We start from the raw sequence: 18578 nt of genomic DNA, 5'->3' as shown, positions 1-18578 counted from the left end.
TTTGAAAACGGTAAAAGCCTTATGTAACATTGTTGATGGCATTTTGCTGTTCTAATTTATAAGGTGGTTCTCGCAATCGGATTTGGTATGAATAGTCCTGGTTGCCCTAATTTTCTCTCATCACAATGAATTAGCCCTGCCTACAAGAGGGGGGAGGACAGATGATGCTTCGCTTTTTTGGCACGGGAGAGGGGAGCAAGAGCATCCGATCCCCCTTCTCCCCACGGTGGGAGAAGGGGTTAGGGGATGAGGGGAAAATGTTGAGCAGTAGATAGACATAGCTGAAAACCTTACCAGCATTGGTTTTCGACCTTAAGTTGATACCAATGGGCAATGCCGTGCCCCTACGGTGAAATAAAATAGAGTATTGTTGCCTCCTGCCTGGTTGGTGAGCCTGTCGAACCACTGCCTTCTGATTTCTGGCATACCTCCGTGGTGCTGAAATACGCCGTAAAAAAGCCGTGAACACCGATCCAGCTATCGCCAGCCACTTTCTAAAATGAGGTCAGTTAAAAAAATTCTCTACGGTAACGACTGACTATGCAACCCAATAATCCCAATCTATTTACCGAAAAAGCCTGGGAAGCCCTCGCCCAAACCCCAGATGTGGTTAAAGCCGCCCAGCAACAACAAATTGAAAGCGAACATTTGATGAAAGCCCTCCTAGATCAAGAAGGGCTGGCAATCAGCATTCTCAATAAAGCCCAAATCCCAGTGCAGCGCATCCGGGAAGCCACCGACGCCTTTATCCAGCGTCAACCCAAGGTGTCTGGGAGTAGTTCCTCTGTTTATATGGGGCGTAGCCTGGATACCTTATTAGATCGGGCGGATGGCTACCGGAAAGAATTTAACGATGACTACATCTCCGTCGAGCATCTGATGTTAGCGTATGTGAAAGACGATCGCTTTGGCAAAAGCTTATTTCAGGAATTTAAACTAGACGAACAAACACTGAGAAATACGATTACCCAGATTCGGGGGAACCAAACTGTGACTGATCAAAACCCAGAAGGCAAATACGAAGCCCTAGAGAAATATGGACGGGATTTAACCGAAGCCGCTAGAGAAGGCAAACTTGACCCGGTGATTGGGCGAGATGATGAGATTCGCCGCACTGTCCAAATTCTCTCCCGTCGCACCAAAAACAACCCCGTTTTGATTGGGGAACCCGGAGTGGGTAAAACCGCGATCGCCGAAGGATTGGCACAACGTATTGTCGCTGGCGATGTTCCCCAATCCCTCAAAGATCGAAAATTAATCGCCTTGGATATGGGGGCGTTAATCGCCGGGGCGAAGTTCCGAGGCGAATTTGAAGAACGATTAAAAGCGGTTCTTAAAGAAGTTACCGACTCCAAAGGACAAATCATCATGTTCATTGATGAAATCCATACCGTTGTCGGTGCAGGGGCGACTCAAGGATCAATGGATGCGGGGAATTTACTCAAACCCATGCTAGCTAGAGGCGAGTTGCGCTGTATTGGGGCGACAACCTTAGATGAGTATCGCAAATATTTAGAAAAAGATGCCGCCTTAGAACGGCGTTTCCAACAAGTCTTCGTCGATCAACCCAGTGTCGTGGATACCATCTCCATCCTCAGAGGGTTAAAAGAACGCTACGAAGTTCACCACGGCGTTAAAATCTCCGATAGCGCCTTAGTCGCCGCCGCCACCCTCTCCACCCGGTACATTAGCGATCGCTTCCTCCCGGATAAAGCCATTGATTTAGTCGATGAATCCGCCGCCCGACTAAAAATGGAGATTACCTCCAAACCGGAAGAACTCGACGAAATCGATCGCAAAATCCTACAACTGGAAATGGAGAAGCTGTCCCTCCAAAAAGACAGTGATCCAGCCTCCATGGAACCCTTAGATCGTCTGGAACAAGAACTAGCAAACCTCAAAGAAGACCAACGCACCTTAAACGCCCAATGGCAATCCGAAAAAGACGTTCTGGATCGGATTCAAGGGATTAAAGAAGAAATTGACCGAGTGAACGTAGAAATCTCTCAAGCCGAACGGGAATACAAGCTGGATCGGGCGGCTGAACTTAAATATGGGAAACTCCCCCAGTTACAACAATCCCTACAAGCTTCTGAACAACAGCTAAACGAAACCCAAACCAGTGGTAAGTCCCTGTTGCGGGAAGAAGTCACCGAGTCTGATATTGCCGAAATTATCTCCAAGTGGACCGGAATTCCGATCAGCAAGCTGGTCGAATCCGAGAAAGAGAAACTCCTACAACTTGAAGAGGAACTACATCAACGAGTCGTCGGACAAGAAGAAGCCGTTACCGCCGTCGCCGATGCGATTCAGCGATCGCGTGCAGGGTTAGCTGACCCCAATCGTCCCACCGCTAGCTTCATTTTCCTCGGTCCGACGGGTGTCGGGAAAACCGAATTGGCAAAAGCCCTCGCCGCGTATCTATTCGACACTGAAGACGCCTTGGTGCGGATTGATATGTCGGAATACATGGAAAAACACGCCGTCTCTCGCCTCATTGGTGCGCCTCCTGGCTATGTTGGCTATGAAGAAGGGGGTCAGTTAACTGAATCAATCCGGCGACGCCCTTATGCGGTGATTCTCTTCGACGAAATCGAGAAGGCACATAATGATGTGTTCAATATAATGCTGCAAATCCTCGATGATGGTCGAGTCACCGATGCTCAAGGGCATACGGTAGACTTCAAGAATACCGTGATTATCATGACCAGTAATATTGGGTCACAGTACATTCTCGACTTAGCTGGCGATGATACCCACTATGACGAAATGCGGGGACGAGTCATGGATGCGATGCGAACCAGCTTCCGTCCAGAGTTCTTGAACCGGATTGACGAAGTAATTATCTTCCACGCCCTGCAAAAACACCAGTTACGCCATATCGTCTCCCTACAAACCCAGCTACTGGAAACACGGTTAGCCGAACGGCAAATGTCACTGAAGTTATCGGAAGAGGCGATCGATTACTTAGCCGAAGTCGGATATGATCCGGTGTACGGCGCACGTCCCTTGAAGCGGGCGATTCAGCGAGAATTAGAAACCCAGTTGGCTAAAGCCATGCTGCGGGGTGAGTTTAGTGATGGCGATACCATATTTGTGGATGTGGAGAACGAACGGCTAACCTTCAAGCGCTTACCCGCAGAGTTGTTAACCACGCAATCCGGTTAAGCCCTCGACAGCCAGGGACTCTAGGTTTAAGGGGATTTAGGGGCTGCTGAATAAGTGTTGTGGTGAGGGGGAGCTGGGGAAGCTGGGGAAGCTGGGGGAGCTGGGGGAGCTGGGGGAGCAAGGGTACATTTTCCCTGAGCAAGGTGATGCCATACTTATGAAGGATGCTACCCCATTTCCTTGCACTTTATCCACTGTCAATATGGCTCAAAGCATTGCTTGATATGGGTTTCGGGTTTTTGCAGCAAGCCCTAGTTAACGAAGTTAAGAATTGTAAAAACCCTCAATCCCTGGCTGTTGCCTTTTTCTAATTCCCAATTTCCTGATTCATACCGGAATCCGATCAAAATAACATCGCCGTCGCAACGCCTGCCGTAGTAGCACCTGATACTTTTGCTCCTCTATCGTACAAGCGCCAAAGCGAGCCAAGTGAGGATTCATCATTTGTACATCAAACAACAAAAAGCCGCGCGATCGCAACCGCTCGACTAATTTGACTAACGCCACCTTCGAGCCTTCGGGAATCCGGTAAAACATGGATTCGCCAATAAACGCGCCGCCAATCACAATCCCTAAAATCCCACCCGCTAGTTCATTTCCTTGCCACGTTTCAAAGCTATACGCCCAACCTTCCTGATAAAGTAACCAATAAATTTCCTGGAGTTCTGGAGAAATCCAGGTGCTTTCCCGATTGGCACAACCTGCCACAACGCCTTTAAAGTCTCGGTTAATTGCCGTGCTAAACCGCTTCTGATTGAGAACCCGTTGTAGAGATTTAGGATAGCGAAACCGTTCGTCTAAGGGAATGATTGCTCGCTGGCGACTAGAGTACCACCCTAGTGATCCGGTTTCATCCGCCATCAAAAAATAGCCTTGAGCATATCCTTGAATTATTGTCGGAATATTTAACTCCATAGCACTAGAACTCGGTTGAGAGTCCCTGTTCTCGAATCGCTAAACACCATTTTAAAATTTTCCTGATCAGACATAATTTCGCTATGCTTAAAAGTGACATCTCCCTGATTAAATCAAAGATTAATTTCTCAATTATGCTGCTCACACGACCTTAATTTTTGAGGTTGACAAATTTGAAATAGTATGCATTGTTAATACCAAGTTGTGGTCATAAGTAGCATATAGGGGAGACAAGGGAGATAGAAAGTATCAGTAGTGAGAAAGTTGTAAAGCCTGCGGCATGGCTTCGCTAAACGCACTACAAGGACTTCGCAAGTATTGGCAATAAGGTTTCAATGCCGAACAGCTTATGTTCCCAGAATAGTAGCTTTCCCATCCCGACAATAAACATTTTGACTGTAGACAGTTAACTTTTGACATTTTATGGCTGAACCCATTCCCCCAGTTACCCTTCCCCCTGCTGAAAATGCCCAGCAGGAAGGAAAATGGTTGCGAGACGCTTTGGTGTACTGGCTGGATCATGAATTTTTACCAGAACCAGCCAATCAGGACATTGCCGATCGCGCCTCCCAAATCTTTGTCCGCCAACGCTTAGAAGGCGAAAACGATGTCGGCGCTTTAGTCATTGCCATTGTCACCGAAATGCAAGCCTTCGACTTCCGAGAAAGCTTCTATAGTGAATTCGCGATCGCCAACGCGGTTAGCGATTTGCTCCTCGACAGTCTGGGTATTGACCGTTGCTGTGGGAATTAGTCATCAGTCATTGGTCTTTTGTCCTTTATCTTTCGTTAAGAACGATTGACCAATGACCCAAATCTACCAACTCGACTTGACTACTCCTGGTAGTAATCCTTTATGCGCCCATTCCCGCAGCACATGACGAGATAGACCAAAATCCCGATAGTAGCCTCGGGGACGCCCAGTTACCCAACAGCGATTCCGTACCCGATTCGGCGCACTACTGCGGGGTAGCTGTTGGATCTTCCGGTGAATCTCTAGTTTTTCAGCCGGAGAGGATGCATTATCAAATTGTTCTTTCAGTGCTGCTCGCTTAGCCGCATACTTCTCAACCAGCTTCTGGCGCTTTTTCTCGCGCTCAATCATTCCTTTTTTAGCCATGAGTCTTTGGCGTTTCCCTAAATAAAGACACTGTTTCCTATCTTATCTTTGTCATTCGTCCTTTGTCATTGGTCATTGGTCAGGCAATAGGGTAATGGGTTATAGAAATTTTGTCTCCCATCTTCCCCAGCTCCCCCAGCTCCCTCAGCTCCCCCAGCCCCCTCAGCTTCCCATCATCCCTCAAATCCTAGCACTGGGACATAAATCAGCCAGTACGCAAGCGTTGCACTTCGGCTTCTTCGCCTGACAAATTGCCCGACCATGATAAATTAAGCGAATTGACCAGTTTTCCCAGTCTTCCACAGGCAACAGTCGCATTAAATCACGTTCGATGCGAATTGGGTCACTATGTTCCGTCAAACCCAGACGCTGAGTCAAACGCTTGACATGAGTATCCACCGTCACTCCTTCGTGGATATCAAAGGCATTGGCTAGCACAACATTAGCAGTTTTGCGAGCTACACCCGGTAATTTCATCAGCAGTTCGATACGTCTAGGAATCTGACCGCCAAATTCGGCGACGATCATCCGACAAGCCCCTTGAATATTTTTCGCCTTATTGCGATAGAATCCAGTCGGACGCACCAAGGCTTCCAGCACCTCAATATCCGCCTGCGCGATCGCTCTAGCATTAGGGAATTGGCGAAACAACTCCGGTGTCACCTGATTCACTCGTTCATCCGTACATTGGGCTGAGAGAATCGTCGCCACCAGTAACTGTACAGGAGTGTCATAGTTGAGCGTACAGTGAGCATCTGGATACAGTCGCTTCAGGCGAATCAAAATCTCCAAGGCTCGTTGCTGTTGGGCTGACCATTTACGGGTGATGCTCATGAAGAATTTAGGGAAGCAATGTAGAGACGTAGCATGCTACGTCTGGAAGCTGGGGGAGCTGGGGGAGATGAGGGAGATGGGGGAGATGAGGGAGATGAGAGACAAAATTTCTATAGCCCATTACCCTGTTCCCTGTTCCCTGTTCCCTGTTCCCTGTTCCCTAACAAATGACCAATGACCAATGACAAATGACCAATGACAATCCTCATTGAAACAAATTTTGTACCCAACTTGAGGGAACCAAATTTGCCGTATCCCGCACAATCAAGAAAATACCTAACCCTAAAAGCAAAACCAATCCAGTTTGCATGATATTTTGCTGAACTTCTGTGGGGATAGGTTTACCGCGAATTCCTTCGATCGCTAAAAATGCCAGTTGACCCCCATCCAATGCGGGTAAGGGCAAGATATTAATAATCGCCAAATTGATGCTAATCAACGCCGCAAACTGAAACAGATTTCCCGCATCAGAACGGGCAATATTCGCGCCAATTGCCACAATCGCTACCGGACCCGATACTTGTTCAGCCGTTTCACTAAAGTTGCTAATCAGTTGACCAAAGCCTTTGGCAATTTCAGTACTCAGGCGCTGATATTCGTCAGCCGCAATCGTAAACATCTCGACAAGTCCATCAGCGTAATTGCGGACTATTTCACCATTGGGTGCCAGTTGTACGCCAATTCTACCTTTGCCATCGTCTCCGGCTTCTGGCGTCACGTCCAAAGACAAGGTTTGTTCACCCCGCTTAATCGACAGTTCTAGGGGTTGGTTGGGAGAGTTTTGAATTTCGGTCATCAGGGTAATGATCGCATTCCGACTGGCTCCCAAGGGTTGATCCTCAACCGCTAAGATAACATCACCGGGTTTAATCCCGGCTTGTTTGGCTACTAAGCTACTTTCTGCGGCAATTTCTGGAACCTGGACTCCCGGCTGGTAATTGAAATCAGTAATTCCTACTGTTCCCACCTGCACCACCAGTAAAAAGTAAGCAAAGATCAGGTTGGCTATGACCCCAGCACTAATTACAATCGCTCGGTCTAAAACGGGTCGATTGCGAAGTAAATTTGGGTCATCCGGAGGGATCTCGCTATCGGGGTCATCATCGGGAAAACCAACAAATCCGCCCAAGGGGAAAGCGCGTATCGCATATTCCGTATCAGGTCCTTGGTATTTCCACAGAATCGGACCAAAACCCAGGGAAAAGCGATTTGCATAAATGCCCTGCAAACGAGCTGCCATAAAGTGACCCAGCTCATGCACCACAATCAAAACCGCCAAGACTGCGATCGCCGCCAAAATTGACATAAGAAGTAATGTAACGATTGCTTGCGTCCTTTCTATTGTACGTTGCCGCTTTCAATACTTGGGAAGATGTTAGCGTTAGCGTTAGCCAAGCAAGGCAAAACCCGGAAGATCAAGGAGTTCTCTGGTTAATTGTTGCACTTAGGCTGGGCAGGTTTAGTCGCCTTTGGATGAACAAGGAACGATAAAAGTCAAACCTGCCCCTACAGAAAACATCGCGTTCAAGCCAAGGCGGGTTAAGGCTCATAACACCTCGCGTCCCCCCATATAGGAGTGTAGAACCTCTGGTATTTTTACTGTACCGTTAGGTTGCTGATAATTCTCTAAAATTGCCGACAGGGTGCGCCCAATGGCTAATCCAGATCCATTCAAGGTATGGACAAACTGAGTTCCTTTTTTGCCCGTTTCCTTAAAGCGTAGACTACCGCGTCGCGCTTGGAAATCACCGCAATTGGAACAACTCGAAATTTCACGGTATTTTCCCGAAGAAGGAAGCCACACTTCTAAGTCATAGCATTTTGTGGCAGAGAATCCTAGATCTCCAGTACAGAGTTCAATAACACGGTAAGGGAGTTTTAACGCCTCTAAAATGGCAGCAGCATCTTCCACCAGCTTTTCATGTTCCGCTTCCGAGGTACTCGGATGAACAATTTTAACCAGTTCAACTTTATTAAACTGGTGCAGTCGAATCAGTCCTTTAGTATCTCGTCCGTAGCTACCAGCTTCTCTGCGAAAGCAGGGGGTATAGGCGCAGTGATAAATAGGGAGTTGGGAGGCGTCTAGAATTTCGTCACGGTAAAGATTAGTTAAGGGGACTTCCGCCGTGGGCGAAAGCCATAGATCATCGCTATCACACTTGAAGCTTTCTTCGGCAAATTTGGGCAGTTGACCCGTCGCCGTTAATGAGCGGCTGTTAATCAGTATCGGTGGGATCACTTCCACATAGCCTGCGGCAATTTGTCGATCTAGCATAAAACTAATCAACGCCCGCTCTAAGGCAGCACCGACACCGATTAGACTGACAAAACGACTTTGTGCTACTTTCACCGCCCGCTCAAAATTGAGAATACCGAGGGTTTCGCCAATTTCCCAATGAGGTAAAATCTTGTCATTCTGGGGAATATACTCGTCACCCCAACGGCGCACCTCCACGTTGTCCGCTTCACTCTCACCCATAGGAGTTGAAAGACTAGGTAGATTGGGTAGGGAGAGTAATAGCGCCTCAATTTCTGCTTTCAGGTCTTTTTCTTGAGGTTCTAGTTCACTAATTTGGGTTTTAACCTGATTGCCTTCTTCTCGCAGTTCTCGGATTTCCGGCGCATCAGGGGAACTCCCGGCTTTAATTTTTTGACCGATGAGTTTACCAATTTCGTTACTACGGGCTTGCAGGCGACTACGGGATGTCTCTAGTTCCCGTTGGCGCTGATTCAAGTCCAAAATGGGCTGGAGGTCATACTGACCCGCCCCGCGTTTTTCTAGGCGTTCTTGAACGCTTTGGGGATTTTCTCGGATTTGCTTTAGGTCAAGCACAGATTTTTAGGGATACTGGGCAAAATTGCCTTGGGCATCTGGGTGAAATTACCATTTTCCAGAATACCAATCAGATGGGGTAGTTGGGGGAGATGAAAGAGATGGGGGAGATGAGGGAGCCAACAAATGACCAAGGACGAAGGACGAAGGACAAATGACAAATCACCGATTAATTCGATTGAACAGCCAAATGGCAATGGCGATACCCGCAAAATGAGCCGTAATGGTGTTGATATTCGCCTGTACCAAGAATAAGTCTAAGGGTCGCACGAATCGGTTGGCGTCATACACTGTCAAGCCAGAGGGTTGGGAAATCGAGCGGATCACAATGCTGCCGATAATGGCTTGGGCACCCAAAATCGTCAATAACATGCCCGCCATATTGACGATTAATCCTAGTCTAATGGTTTTAAGGGTATCGGCTTTGCTGGGTCGTGTTTCGGTATTGCCAACGAGTAACTGTTGGGAAATGCGAGTATAGCGCCATGCGATGTAGACACCCACACCCAATGTGACTAACCCACATATTGCTAAAAATATGCCAAACCCAACCCCTTGTTTCTCTTCTGTCGGTCCAACGGTACGACCAACGATTCCGGTGAGCAAGATCCCCAGCGACACAACTCCGAGGATTAATTGTACCCACAAAGCAATTCTGCCAAAGGTACGCAGCACCAAGGCAATGCGCTGTAGGGGGGTGGGTAGTGAGGACGTATCGGGCAATTCTCGCATTGGGACTCGAATCCGTGAGTGACACCTATTTCATATTTAACCAGGAGAACTAGAAAACTGTTGTTTGTGCAAGCGAAACGCTAACTCCGACGAATCTTTGCACTCATTATAAATTTTCATAATTCATCATTTATCTTTCATAATCTTTAGCTTATTCCTCAGTGAACTTTTAATGGGGGTTGTGCGTCTGTTAGGTCAGGTATAAAGCCAAAGCCAAGCTTTAGCCCTACGGTGGGAACCTCATCGTCTCGTCAGCTCATGGAGGAAGCGTATGGAACCGAATTGGAAACAACGTTTATCCTACGCCATCTGCGCCATTGCTCTAGTCTGGAGTTTGTCGTTGTACAAAAATCAGGTCAGCACGAATCCCCTATCTGCAGCTCAAGAACACTGGCAGGCGATCGCAACGGCTAATCCCGATCTGTTAATCTATGGCTACAGTGATCATGCCGTTCTTAAGCGCTCCTACAATGTACCTGATGTGAATGAGACCTATCAGGGGATCTCCATCTACTCAGCTTGGCAGGACTTTTTCCGCCAGTATGATATCAAAGACTTTCAGGTACTGGAGCAACAACGGCGCGATCGCACGGTTAAAGCTCAAATTCAGATCACCGCCAAATCTGATCAGGGACTGATGGTGGTTTGGTCAATGTCTTACCAGGCTGACTTCGATCAAACGGGTAAGATTATTAAAGAAGTTTGGCAGACGAATCCAGAACTGGGTGTTTAACTAACGTTTTCCAGACCCCTCCGGAAATAGGGTAGCATCTCCAAGTCGTGAAAAATAGACGGTCTGAAACCCCCTTAGGGAAAACGTTAAGGAATTGAAAACAAAATATTGCGGACTATTGCTCAATAAGCTAGTAGAAATTATTAATACTAGCAATGCGATCACGCACTCAGGTTGCACACTAAGGGGACGATTTTCCCCGGATCTGGACTTGGAAGCCTCGATTTTTTTGGAAAATTACTCCATTACTTAGCTAAAATTGATGGAGATTATTCAGTGCTGTTGCATCTGCCGTAACCAAACTAACGAGTGCATTAGACGACCTCAATATTTTGAGGTTATAAAGTACCAGAGGAATGAGCAAGCCGAGATTGCTCATTGCTGATCGATACATTGCACCGAATTTTTTCAGGGTGTTGAAACCATGGTTAGTTTTAGGAAAACTGTCCCATGCAAATCTGACTTACTGGGATATTCAGCGGACTATGCAGATGAAATTTGAGGATATCTATCAGTTTTTTCAAGACCCTCCTCCCAACTATCTCAACAAGGAATTAGCCGTATGTTATGTGTTGTCTGTCCTCATAGAAGGGGAATCCTATGGCACTCACTTGATCCAACAACTCGAACACGAATACCCAACCTATCGACTGTCTGATACAGTTCTTTACAGCGCCCTCAAGTTTCTAGAAGAAGCTGGGGCAATTACTGGGTATTGGAAAAAAGTGGAAGGACGAGGACGCCCCCGTCGTATGTATCAGATCTCTAGCGATTGGCGGGATAAAGCCCGCGAACTAGCAGGGTTTTGGCGTGGCTATATTACTCAGGAGAAACAAGCAATATAGCACATTTCGGCAGAATTACACCATCAGTAACAACCAGATCCAACTCAAGTTCGGTGCAAACACTGGTTTGTGGGGTGAACTGATGGTCAGTTTCTGCCGTCATGTACGGGTTCTTCGGCTAAATGAGTTATTATTGTCAACGACAGGGGAGCTGTTGAGTCTCTTACGACTCAACTGTTGAATCATGATCGGTTCACCCCAGTAAAGTGGTAAGCCAAGGATACCTGTTGTTGGTCAATATCTGTGAGTACACCAATTCTGTCTTCCACATTCCTGCTGACTTTGTTGTTAGCAGTAGGTTTGTTCTTTTTCATCCGTGCTTCGGTTAAAGACCGAACTCAAAAAGTTCAACTCATTGCCCAAGAACCCGAAGCCTCCCTCTTAGAGCGGTTGCAGAACTATTTTGATCAAAGGGCATACCGGGTAGCTGGGGTTGACCCAGCCACGGGTCAAGTGACATTTCAGGGTTTTGTCCGACCTAGTTGGTTTCTGGCTATCTTTTTAACCGCACTGGCTGCCTGTGGTATTCTTTGCCTATCATTGGTTCTATCCATACTGTACCCAAACCTATCCCAGGTTTTCCTGGGGCTAGTTTTACTGGCTCCTGTGGCTGGCATTTTTTACTGGAAAGGTGCGGGACGCGATGAACAGGTGTTCCTAAAAGTTGAACCTTTGCCAAATCCGCAAACGGATATGCAAAGCTTAGTTACTGTTATCGCCCATCGCGATGAACTTGCCCAACTGCAGCAAGCCTTGAAACTTCAACCCTCTCCGGAGGCGGGGGATTAAGGGAAGCTGGGGAAGCTGGGGAAGCTGGGGAAGATGGGGAAGCTGGGGAAGATGGGGAAGATGGGGAAGTTAACTCAAAACTCTACCTACCTGTTCCCTGTTTCCTGTTCCCAAAAAACTAGAATTTCCAATACTGAAAAGTCATCATTTCAATCGTCCTGATTTGAGGATACTGACAATTAACCACAACCCTAAAAAACTCGCCACACCAAACAGGATATTACTCAGAAGCGAAAGCTCACTCGTTTGCGCTCCTGTCGAGATAATTGCTGCACCCATAATCAAGGAACCCACCAAAATACTAAATGAAAGCCGATTGGCTGAATCATCTAGACTGCGGCGCAGAGGATCGATATCCCGAATAGTAATATTCCACTTTAAAGTTTCTGAAGTGATCCGGTCAAGCAGTAACTCCATCTGACGGGGAGATTGTAGCGAGAGACTTTTGACATCCAGAGCGGTTCGGAGAAAGGTTTGCAAGGGATTTGAACCCAAAAGCTGACGCCGAAATAAATCGGTCATCAGGGGCTTGATTTCGTCGAGGAGATTCACCTCTGGATTAAAAGTACGAGCCACCCCTTCTAGGTTGGCGAGACACTTGGAGTATAATCCCATATTGCTGGGTAAGCGGACTCGGTTATTTCGGGCAAGTTCCAAGATTTCATAAAAGACCTCACTGAAGTTGATTTGTGAGATGCTGAGGTTGTAGTATTTTCTCAACATGCGATCGTAGTCATTTTCCAACCGCGATAAGATAATGGGTTGACCGGACTCAGACAGTTGCAGGGTTAACTGGGCGCAGCGTTGAGCATCTAAATCTACGATCGCGAGTAACATTTCGGTTAAAATCTGTTGAGTGCGTGGGTCTAAACGCCCAACCATCCCGCAGTCTAAAAGCGCCACGCGACCATCCTGAAGATAGAATAAGTTGCCTGGATGAGGATCAGCATGGAAAAAACCATCGACGTAGAGTTGCTGAAAAAAGGCACGAAATAAAAGCGTCGTAATTTCTTGGCGCTTTTTCTTCTCGTTACCGCTATCCTCGCCATTTTGCTCGGCAGAAAAGTGGGCGTCTAGAATGGGTTTACCTTCTAACCATTCCATCACCATCAGTTTCTCCGTGGTCAACTCCCAATAAATAGCGGGAACCACGATTTGCGTGGGATCAAACCAGCGACTTCTGGAGAGATTGCGCCGCAATTGGTCTGTGTAGCTGGCTTCTTGGGTAAAATCGAGTTCGGCTTGTAGAGCGCTGGTAAACTCCTCAGCTATTGCTACAACATCATAGTCTTGTCCAAACTCAGTACGCGAGACTAAATCTGCCAAGCCTTTAATTATAGCAATATCCTGAGGAACAACCTTATCAATTCCTGGACGCTGAACTTTAAGCGCTACCTCCTGACCATTTTTTAGGGTGGCTCGATGGGTTTGGGCAATAGAACCAGCAGCCACAGATCGAGGATCTATCTTAGCAAAGGTTTCTTCTAAAGGCTTTCGCAGTTGCTTTCGCAGTAATATTTCAACCTCACTCCACGCCACAGGTGGCACCTTAGCTTGGAGTTCTGAGAGAGCGTCAATGTAATCAGCGGGTAACAAATCAGGACGAGTACTCAGCAGTTGTCCTAGCTTCACGTAAACCGGTCCCAATTCCGTTAGCACGTTCCGCAGCACCTCTGGGGGAGGCAATTGCGGTTCGTCAGCTTTACTACCTGTCAGCAGTCTTCGCATGTACTCCCAACCATTGCGGAAGACGACTTCTAGAATTTCGCGTTGTCGAGAGTTGCTTTGAGTTAAGGAGAACATAGTTTATACTGATAGGCTTGGAACAGAGGTTAGTCTAAGAGTCAGGTAAGTTGTACTCTAGTCCCTCAACTGAAGGATACTGTATTTAATATAAGAAATAATTTAATCATTGCAGGAGTTTCCTTATCTGGCAATCCGTCTACTGGATTAAGTTGGGAATAGTAGGTTGGGTAGAGCGATAGCGAAACCCAACAAAATCTTCTAGGCGTTGGGTTTTGTTCCTTAGATTTCGATTGACGTGCATTTTATCGGTTTCTCAATTTATAGATTATAGAGTCATTTGCAGCTTGATGAGATATACTTAAAGACTGCATAGCCAACGTGATATAGATGCCAGTTGATTGTCATTCGTTAAGTTAGCCGCATTGGTCAGCGTTTCTTCTTCTAGCTGATGCCAGATTTCATTTGCCATTTTCTTTTCTATTGCAGCTCCAATAAAAAAGGTATGGGGTTTTAGTCCATGGGTTAGAAATGCCTGATTGATGCGCTGTAGTGCTGAACGAGCTGTCTTCCAATGTTCATCAGCACCAGCCGGATCAATACCTCCTTTTAGTTCTCCAAGCGCCAGGTAAACAGTCGGAAGCTTGTACGTCACTTTAGCCAGTTTTTTTGTTGCCAACTCTTGGGGACTACAGTTTAACAGACATAAGTCTACATTGTTTTTAATAAAAGGCACAGTTAAGTTATAAATAAGAGTCCTGTTTTGATCATTGTTTTTCCAGCTTAGTCCTTTTAAGTGCAATTCAATATCTGAGTCTTCATCAGTCATTTGAACCCATCGGTTCATGCTTGAGTGCAGCCATTGATAAGATTTACCTGCAACGTTCGTTCAAAGTCGATATCAACATGCGCGTTAACTTACGTTGTGCCAAAATTCCACCAACATTTCGCATTGAACCACCCAGAGTATCTCCCCGTATCAGCAGAAATCGAAAGACTAACTCCTCTATAAAATTTGCGCCTGCTGGCTCAAGAAAATCTTCAATCAATCCCCGAATTGCAGCTATTTTATCCTGCTGCTCTAAATACTTCGCTGCTTTATCTGAAACACCTGCTGCTGTTAATAATGCTGGTTGTATGTCCTCAATATTCACTAATTCTATAGGGGTTTGGATTCTAGACGCAGCCACTTTCAAAACTCTTGCTTGCTCAACAAATGGTGTAGCACGTCTATTCTTCTCTAAAGCTAACGCGACAAAACCAGCTCTTATTGCTGCATAAGGAGTCACTAAGTCATCACTGGCATTCAAATGCTGATAATAGGGCTTATCCGCTGCCATTAGCCTTTTCTCCACACATAAATACACTTCCGCAATGGTTCTCGTCCATGAGCGCCCATTTGTTGACTACTATTACCTTTACCATTGGGCAACACGAGGATAGTTTCCACAAAAAAGCCCAGTTTTTCTGCTAAGTCTGAAAGAATCAGATCCACTGAAATACTAGCTCCAGCATAGCGAACATTATCATTCACCATGATTAAGGGAGCATTAGATTTTAAAACTCGCGCACATTCAGCGATTGTACAAGCCATTTCATAGAAGTAACCGCGAACCATGCGGGGAATTCCTTTATTATTCAAAATACCCTGGCATTTCTGGTCATCTAAATAGTGCAGAATTGCTTGTAATAATTCCTGTTGCTCAGCCGCCGCGATCGCCGATTTCCATTGAGGATTAATCTGGAGTAAATCTTTGGGGCGATTTTCCACGGTACAACTCAACATTTGTTGTCTCAACTTGACCAATTCCTGCTCATTGATGCCCAGCAACGCTAATTCTAAGGCATAAGTCCTTGTGTAATCGTAGCGATTACAATAGGGGGGCGAGGTTACAATAGCATTGTAAAAACTATCGGGTAACATCGGCATTAAATCCAGACATGAACCTTTATCAAGCTTAATCTCACCTCGCTCATTCTCTACCGTAAAAAGTTCAAGCTGTTCATGTTGAGGCTGTAAATCAGCAATAATTTCATCGATTTTACTGCAAATGGCTTCAGCAAAACTGGAAATGTTTCCTTTATTAAACGCCTTCTTTCCGGCTTTCCGGTTGGAGCGATAATCCCAGCGCAAATATTGACCGTCTTTGCGTGTGTAACTCACGGATTCTAAAATACAAAGTAAGGCAAAGCGTAAAATAGCCTGAACTCGTTTATTCTCACCTTGCCATGCGCTCATGTATTGTTCGATGGCGTTTCGCGTTGCTTCGGGATATGCTCCTTTAGTAATTCGTAATTCGGGAAGAGAGCAGAGACTCTCAACCTTTTCCCAAGGTTGTTTGGTTGACCAATTGATTAAAGTAGTAATATCATCAGTGGTAATGTCTGAGGCTAATAGTTTCCGAATGGTAATGATTTCCTGACCAATCGGCAGTAATTCAATTCCTTGGGCATTGATACCCATTTCACTTGCGACAAATAGGGCTGTACCACTCCCAGCGAATGGATCTAACATTGTGCCGTTAGTAATCCCATAACGCTGCAATAGATAGTCCACTAAAGCAGCAGAAAACGCCTCTTTATACTTATACCACCGATATATGGCGCGAGTTTTATTGGCTTGATAACTAACCAATGAGCGGTTGAGCTGCTCATGGACAATTAACTTGCCCTCGAAGTGTTTTATTAATTTAGAGTCTAGGTGTTCAATTTCACCTAAGCTGGGTTTAACTGATACCATTTATACTATGCACGGGTAAGCAGATTTTAATGTAGTGGTGTCGCACATCTAATTTGATAGATTAATATCCAGCCACTGTAGGGACGCACAGACGTGCGCCCGATTCCATCGTCAAATCTAATCCGCCATTTTAGCTAAGCTGTCACGCATTTAAATTGGGAATGGGTAGCGAGCAAGATGCTCAATGTAGCGAGCAAGATGCTCGCACTACTACGGCAAGGATTTCGTCATTATTGACATTAAGGTTTAAATGCAAAACAGCTTATACCACGCCAGTAATTAATTTAGCTGACTAATTCGGTTTCTCTCACTTCAGCAGAAAGCTTGGCTTTTTCGGCTAAATACTCCGCTAATTGCGCTTCTATATTATTTCGGACAATTTGACGGTACTCCAGAAAATGTTCTAGATGAGCGCAGTTAACAATATAACGCTCAAAGATGCGGGGATTGTTTCGCAAAATGGAGAAGAATTGACGCCAAAATTGGAACCGAGTGTAACGCTTGACTCCCTGTCGCCACATAATAATTAATAGCGCCCGTAGAGTCATCCAGTCTGGTATCTTAAATTTACGCTTGTGCGGCGTGGGTTGCATCTGGAGGAAATGGCGATGCACGCGCCCCAAATAGCGGTGAGGTTCATACAGTTCCCAGAAACAACTGACATATTCGCGAGCCAGGTCTTCGACAGGACGAGTAGGGATAAAATTAATTAGGGTTCCTTGGTGAATATTGGCTTCCTTATTTTCTTCTAACAGACGCTCCTCTCGCTTAAGTCGATGCCATAATGCCGTATTGGGTAAAGCCTGAAGCATACTCACCATGGCTTGAGGAATCGCTGTGGCTTCTACAAACTGGATAATGCGATCGCCTGCTCCGGGTTTTTCCCCATCAAAGCCAATAATAAAGCCTGCCATCACCCGCAGTCCAGTCTTATTTATCGTTTGTACGGCTTCCATCAGAGAGTTGCGAGTATTTTGGAATTTTTGGGTGAGGGATAAACTTTCCGTATCCGGTGTTTCAATTCCCAAAAACACACCCGTAAAGTTAGCTGCTATCATCAGATCCAACAATTCCTGATCCTGTGCCAAATCCACCGAAGCTTCTGTGCTTAAGCGGAACGGGTAGCCGCGTTCCGCCATCCAAGGACCCATTTCTCGCAGTAATCGCTTGACATTGCGCTTATTGCCAATAAAGTTATCATCCACTAAGAAAATCGAACGCCGCCACCCCAAATCATAGAGTCGTTGTAATTCGGCGAGCAGTTGTTCTGGGCTTTTCGTGCGAGGCTTGCGCCCATACAGGACAATAATGTCACAAAACTCACACTGAAACGGACAGCCTCTAGAAAACTGTACCGACATATCACTGTAGTCACTTAAATTCAGTAAGTCATAGCGAGGAATCGGGGTATTGGTGACATCCGGCTTTTCTCCATCAGAACGGAGTACACCAGAGGTTTCTCCTCGTTCTAGCGCTTCGACAAATTTGGGTAAGGTAATTTCTCCCTCATCCAAAATTAGAAAATCGACCCCCGCTTGTAATGCTGTTTCGGGTACAGAGGTAAAATAGGGACCTCCGGCTGCAACTGTCTTCCCGCGCCGCTTGGCTTCCCGAATGATATGCAGCAAATCAGGTTTCTGCACAATCATCCCGGAGACAATGACTAAATCTGCCCAATCCCAATCGGCTTGAGTTTCTAACCTTGCATTCCGGTCTACCAGACGAAATTCCCACGTCTGAGGCAAGATCGCTGCCACTGTAATCATACCCAAGGGCGGCAGAGTTACCTTGCGTCCAACCAGTTCGATGGCTTTGTCAAAAGACCAGAAGGATTTGGGAAACTGGGGATAGAGGAGTAAAACGCGCATTGTAGTTTAGGTAGTGGGCAATGGGAATCAGGGAATTCTCCGGTTTAGGGTCTTCCACTTCCCAATTCCCCATAGTATACGCCTTGATGGGCGATCGCGATTCTTCTGATAGGGGGAATTTTTCCACAATACAGTGGGGTTGCGAAAAGTCGGTGATAAAATCCCCTGTGCGATCGCACCACTAGTGCAGCGGGCATAAAAATACTTGAGCAGCTTCGTAGATACGATGAAGCAGGGGGAGCAGAGGGAGCAGGGGAAG

At 46.3% G+C, this 18578-nt stretch carries 16 protein-coding genes and 1 pseudogene; 6 read left to right on the top strand and 11 right to left on the bottom strand.

The features are described from left to right. Nucleotides 1-540: 540 nt before the first annotated feature. Nucleotides 541-3168, top strand: coding sequence for an ATP-dependent chaperone ClpB (clpB, locus tag RID53_RS26400; protein ID WP_446390924.1), 2628 nt, complete (start codon nt 541-543; stop codon nt 3166-3168). Between the two features lie 327 nt (nt 3169-3495). On the opposite strand, the gene aat is transcribed toward clpB, so the two are convergent. After that, nucleotides 3496-4083, bottom strand: a complete 588-nt coding sequence (gene aat, locus RID53_RS26395) for a leucyl/phenylalanyl-tRNA--protein transferase (protein WP_446346027.1) — start codon at nt 4081-4083, stop codon at nt 3496-3498. Nucleotides 4084-4506: 423 nt separating this feature from the next. Here aat and RID53_RS26390 point away from each other — a divergent pair, with 423 nt between their 5' ends. Beyond that, entirely contained in the window at nt 4507-4836 is a 330-nt protein-coding gene (locus RID53_RS26390) for a hypothetical protein (protein WP_446390923.1), read from the top strand. Between the two features lie 63 nt (nt 4837-4899). Here RID53_RS26390 and rpsN read toward each other — a convergent pair whose 3' ends face one another. Together rpsN and nth are read right to left on the bottom strand one after the other, a co-directional pair. Next, complete coding sequence (rpsN, locus tag RID53_RS26385) at nt 4900-5202, bottom strand: 30S ribosomal protein S14 (protein ID WP_446349045.1); 303 nt, start codon at nt 5200-5202, stop codon at nt 4900-4902. Between the two features lie 180 nt (nt 5203-5382). Further along, nucleotides 5383-6036 (bottom strand): endonuclease III, encoded by a 654-nt coding sequence (nth, locus tag RID53_RS26380; protein ID WP_446390922.1) that lies wholly within the window; start codon nt 6034-6036, stop codon nt 5383-5385. 33 nt (nt 6037-6069) lie between these two features. On the opposite strand from nth, the gene RID53_RS26375 reads away from it, so the two are divergent. Next, the gene (locus tag RID53_RS26375) at nt 6070-6207 is read left to right on the top strand and encodes a hypothetical protein (RefSeq protein ID WP_446390921.1); all 138 of its coding nucleotides are present in this window, start codon (nt 6070-6072) and stop codon (nt 6205-6207) included. 34 nt (nt 6208-6241) lie between these two features. On the opposite strand, the gene rseP is transcribed toward RID53_RS26375, so the two are convergent. From rseP to RID53_RS26360, 3 genes are all read right to left on the bottom strand, one after another. Further along, nucleotides 6242-7342 carry an RIP metalloprotease RseP gene (gene rseP / locus RID53_RS26370; protein WP_446390920.1) on the bottom strand — a complete coding sequence of 367 codons (1101 nt, stop codon included), beginning with the start codon at nt 7340-7342 and terminating at the stop codon, nt 6242-6244. Nucleotides 7343-7582: 240 nt separating this feature from the next. Next, complete coding sequence (serS, locus tag RID53_RS26365; RefSeq protein ID WP_446390919.1) at nt 7583-8869, bottom strand: serine--tRNA ligase; 1287 nt, start codon at nt 8867-8869, stop codon at nt 7583-7585. A 162-nt stretch (nt 8870-9031) separates the two neighbouring features. Next, nucleotides 9032-9601, bottom strand: a complete 570-nt coding sequence (locus RID53_RS26360) for a DUF3611 family protein (RefSeq protein WP_446390918.1) — start codon at nt 9599-9601, stop codon at nt 9032-9034. 271 nt (nt 9602-9872) lie between these two features. On the opposite strand from RID53_RS26360, the gene RID53_RS26355 reads away from it, so the two are divergent. The 3 genes from RID53_RS26355 (at nt 9873) to RID53_RS26345 (ending at nt 11968) form a co-directional block, all read left to right on the top strand. Next, on the top strand, nt 9873-10334 hold the full coding sequence (locus RID53_RS26355) for a hypothetical protein (protein WP_446390917.1): 462 nt from the start codon (nt 9873-9875) through the stop codon (nt 10332-10334). Nucleotides 10335-10825: 491 nt separating this feature from the next. Continuing rightward, a complete protein-coding gene (locus RID53_RS26350; protein WP_446390926.1) occupies nt 10826-11179 on the top strand; it encodes a PadR family transcriptional regulator in 354 nt (117 codons plus the stop codon). 243 nt (nt 11180-11422) lie between these two features. Beyond that, on the top strand, nt 11423-11968 hold the full coding sequence (locus RID53_RS26345) for a cofactor assembly of complex C subunit B (RefSeq protein WP_446390916.1): 546 nt from the start codon (nt 11423-11425) through the stop codon (nt 11966-11968). Between the two features lie 144 nt (nt 11969-12112). On the opposite strand, the gene RID53_RS26340 is transcribed toward RID53_RS26345, so the two are convergent. The 5 genes and pseudogenes from RID53_RS26340 to RID53_RS26320 form a co-directional block, all read right to left on the bottom strand. After that, nucleotides 12113-13771 carry an ABC1 kinase family protein gene (locus RID53_RS26340; RefSeq protein WP_446390915.1) on the bottom strand — a complete coding sequence of 553 codons (1659 nt, stop codon included), beginning with the start codon at nt 13769-13771 and terminating at the stop codon, nt 12113-12115. Nucleotides 13772-14072: 301 nt separating this feature from the next. Further along, nucleotides 14073-15078, bottom strand: a pseudogene (locus RID53_RS26335) (type II restriction endonuclease). Then, on the bottom strand, nt 15051-16451 hold the full coding sequence (locus RID53_RS26330) for a DNA methyltransferase (protein ID WP_446390914.1): 1401 nt from the start codon (nt 16449-16451) through the stop codon (nt 15051-15053). The pseudogene RID53_RS26335 and the gene RID53_RS26330 overlap by 28 nt, the downstream one beginning before the upstream one ends. 284 nt (nt 16452-16735) lie before the next feature. Beyond that, the gene (locus RID53_RS26325; RefSeq protein ID WP_446390913.1) at nt 16736-18319 is read right to left on the bottom strand and encodes a B12-binding domain-containing radical SAM protein; all 1584 of its coding nucleotides are present in this window, start codon (nt 18317-18319) and stop codon (nt 16736-16738) included. A 44-nt stretch (nt 18320-18363) separates the two neighbouring features. Then, nucleotides 18364-18516 carry a hypothetical protein gene (locus tag RID53_RS26320; RefSeq protein WP_446390912.1) on the bottom strand — a complete coding sequence of 51 codons (153 nt, stop codon included), beginning with the start codon at nt 18514-18516 and terminating at the stop codon, nt 18364-18366. Nucleotides 18517-18578: the final 62 nt, after the last annotated feature.

This window comes from Coleofasciculus sp. B1-GNL1-01, from assembly GCF_040220235.1.
Taxonomy (GTDB): Bacteria; Cyanobacteriota; Cyanobacteriia; order Cyanobacteriales; family Coleofasciculaceae; genus Coleofasciculus.
The sequence above is the reverse complement of the archived record's forward strand: the minus strand, read 5'-3'. Positions and strand labels throughout refer to the sequence as shown.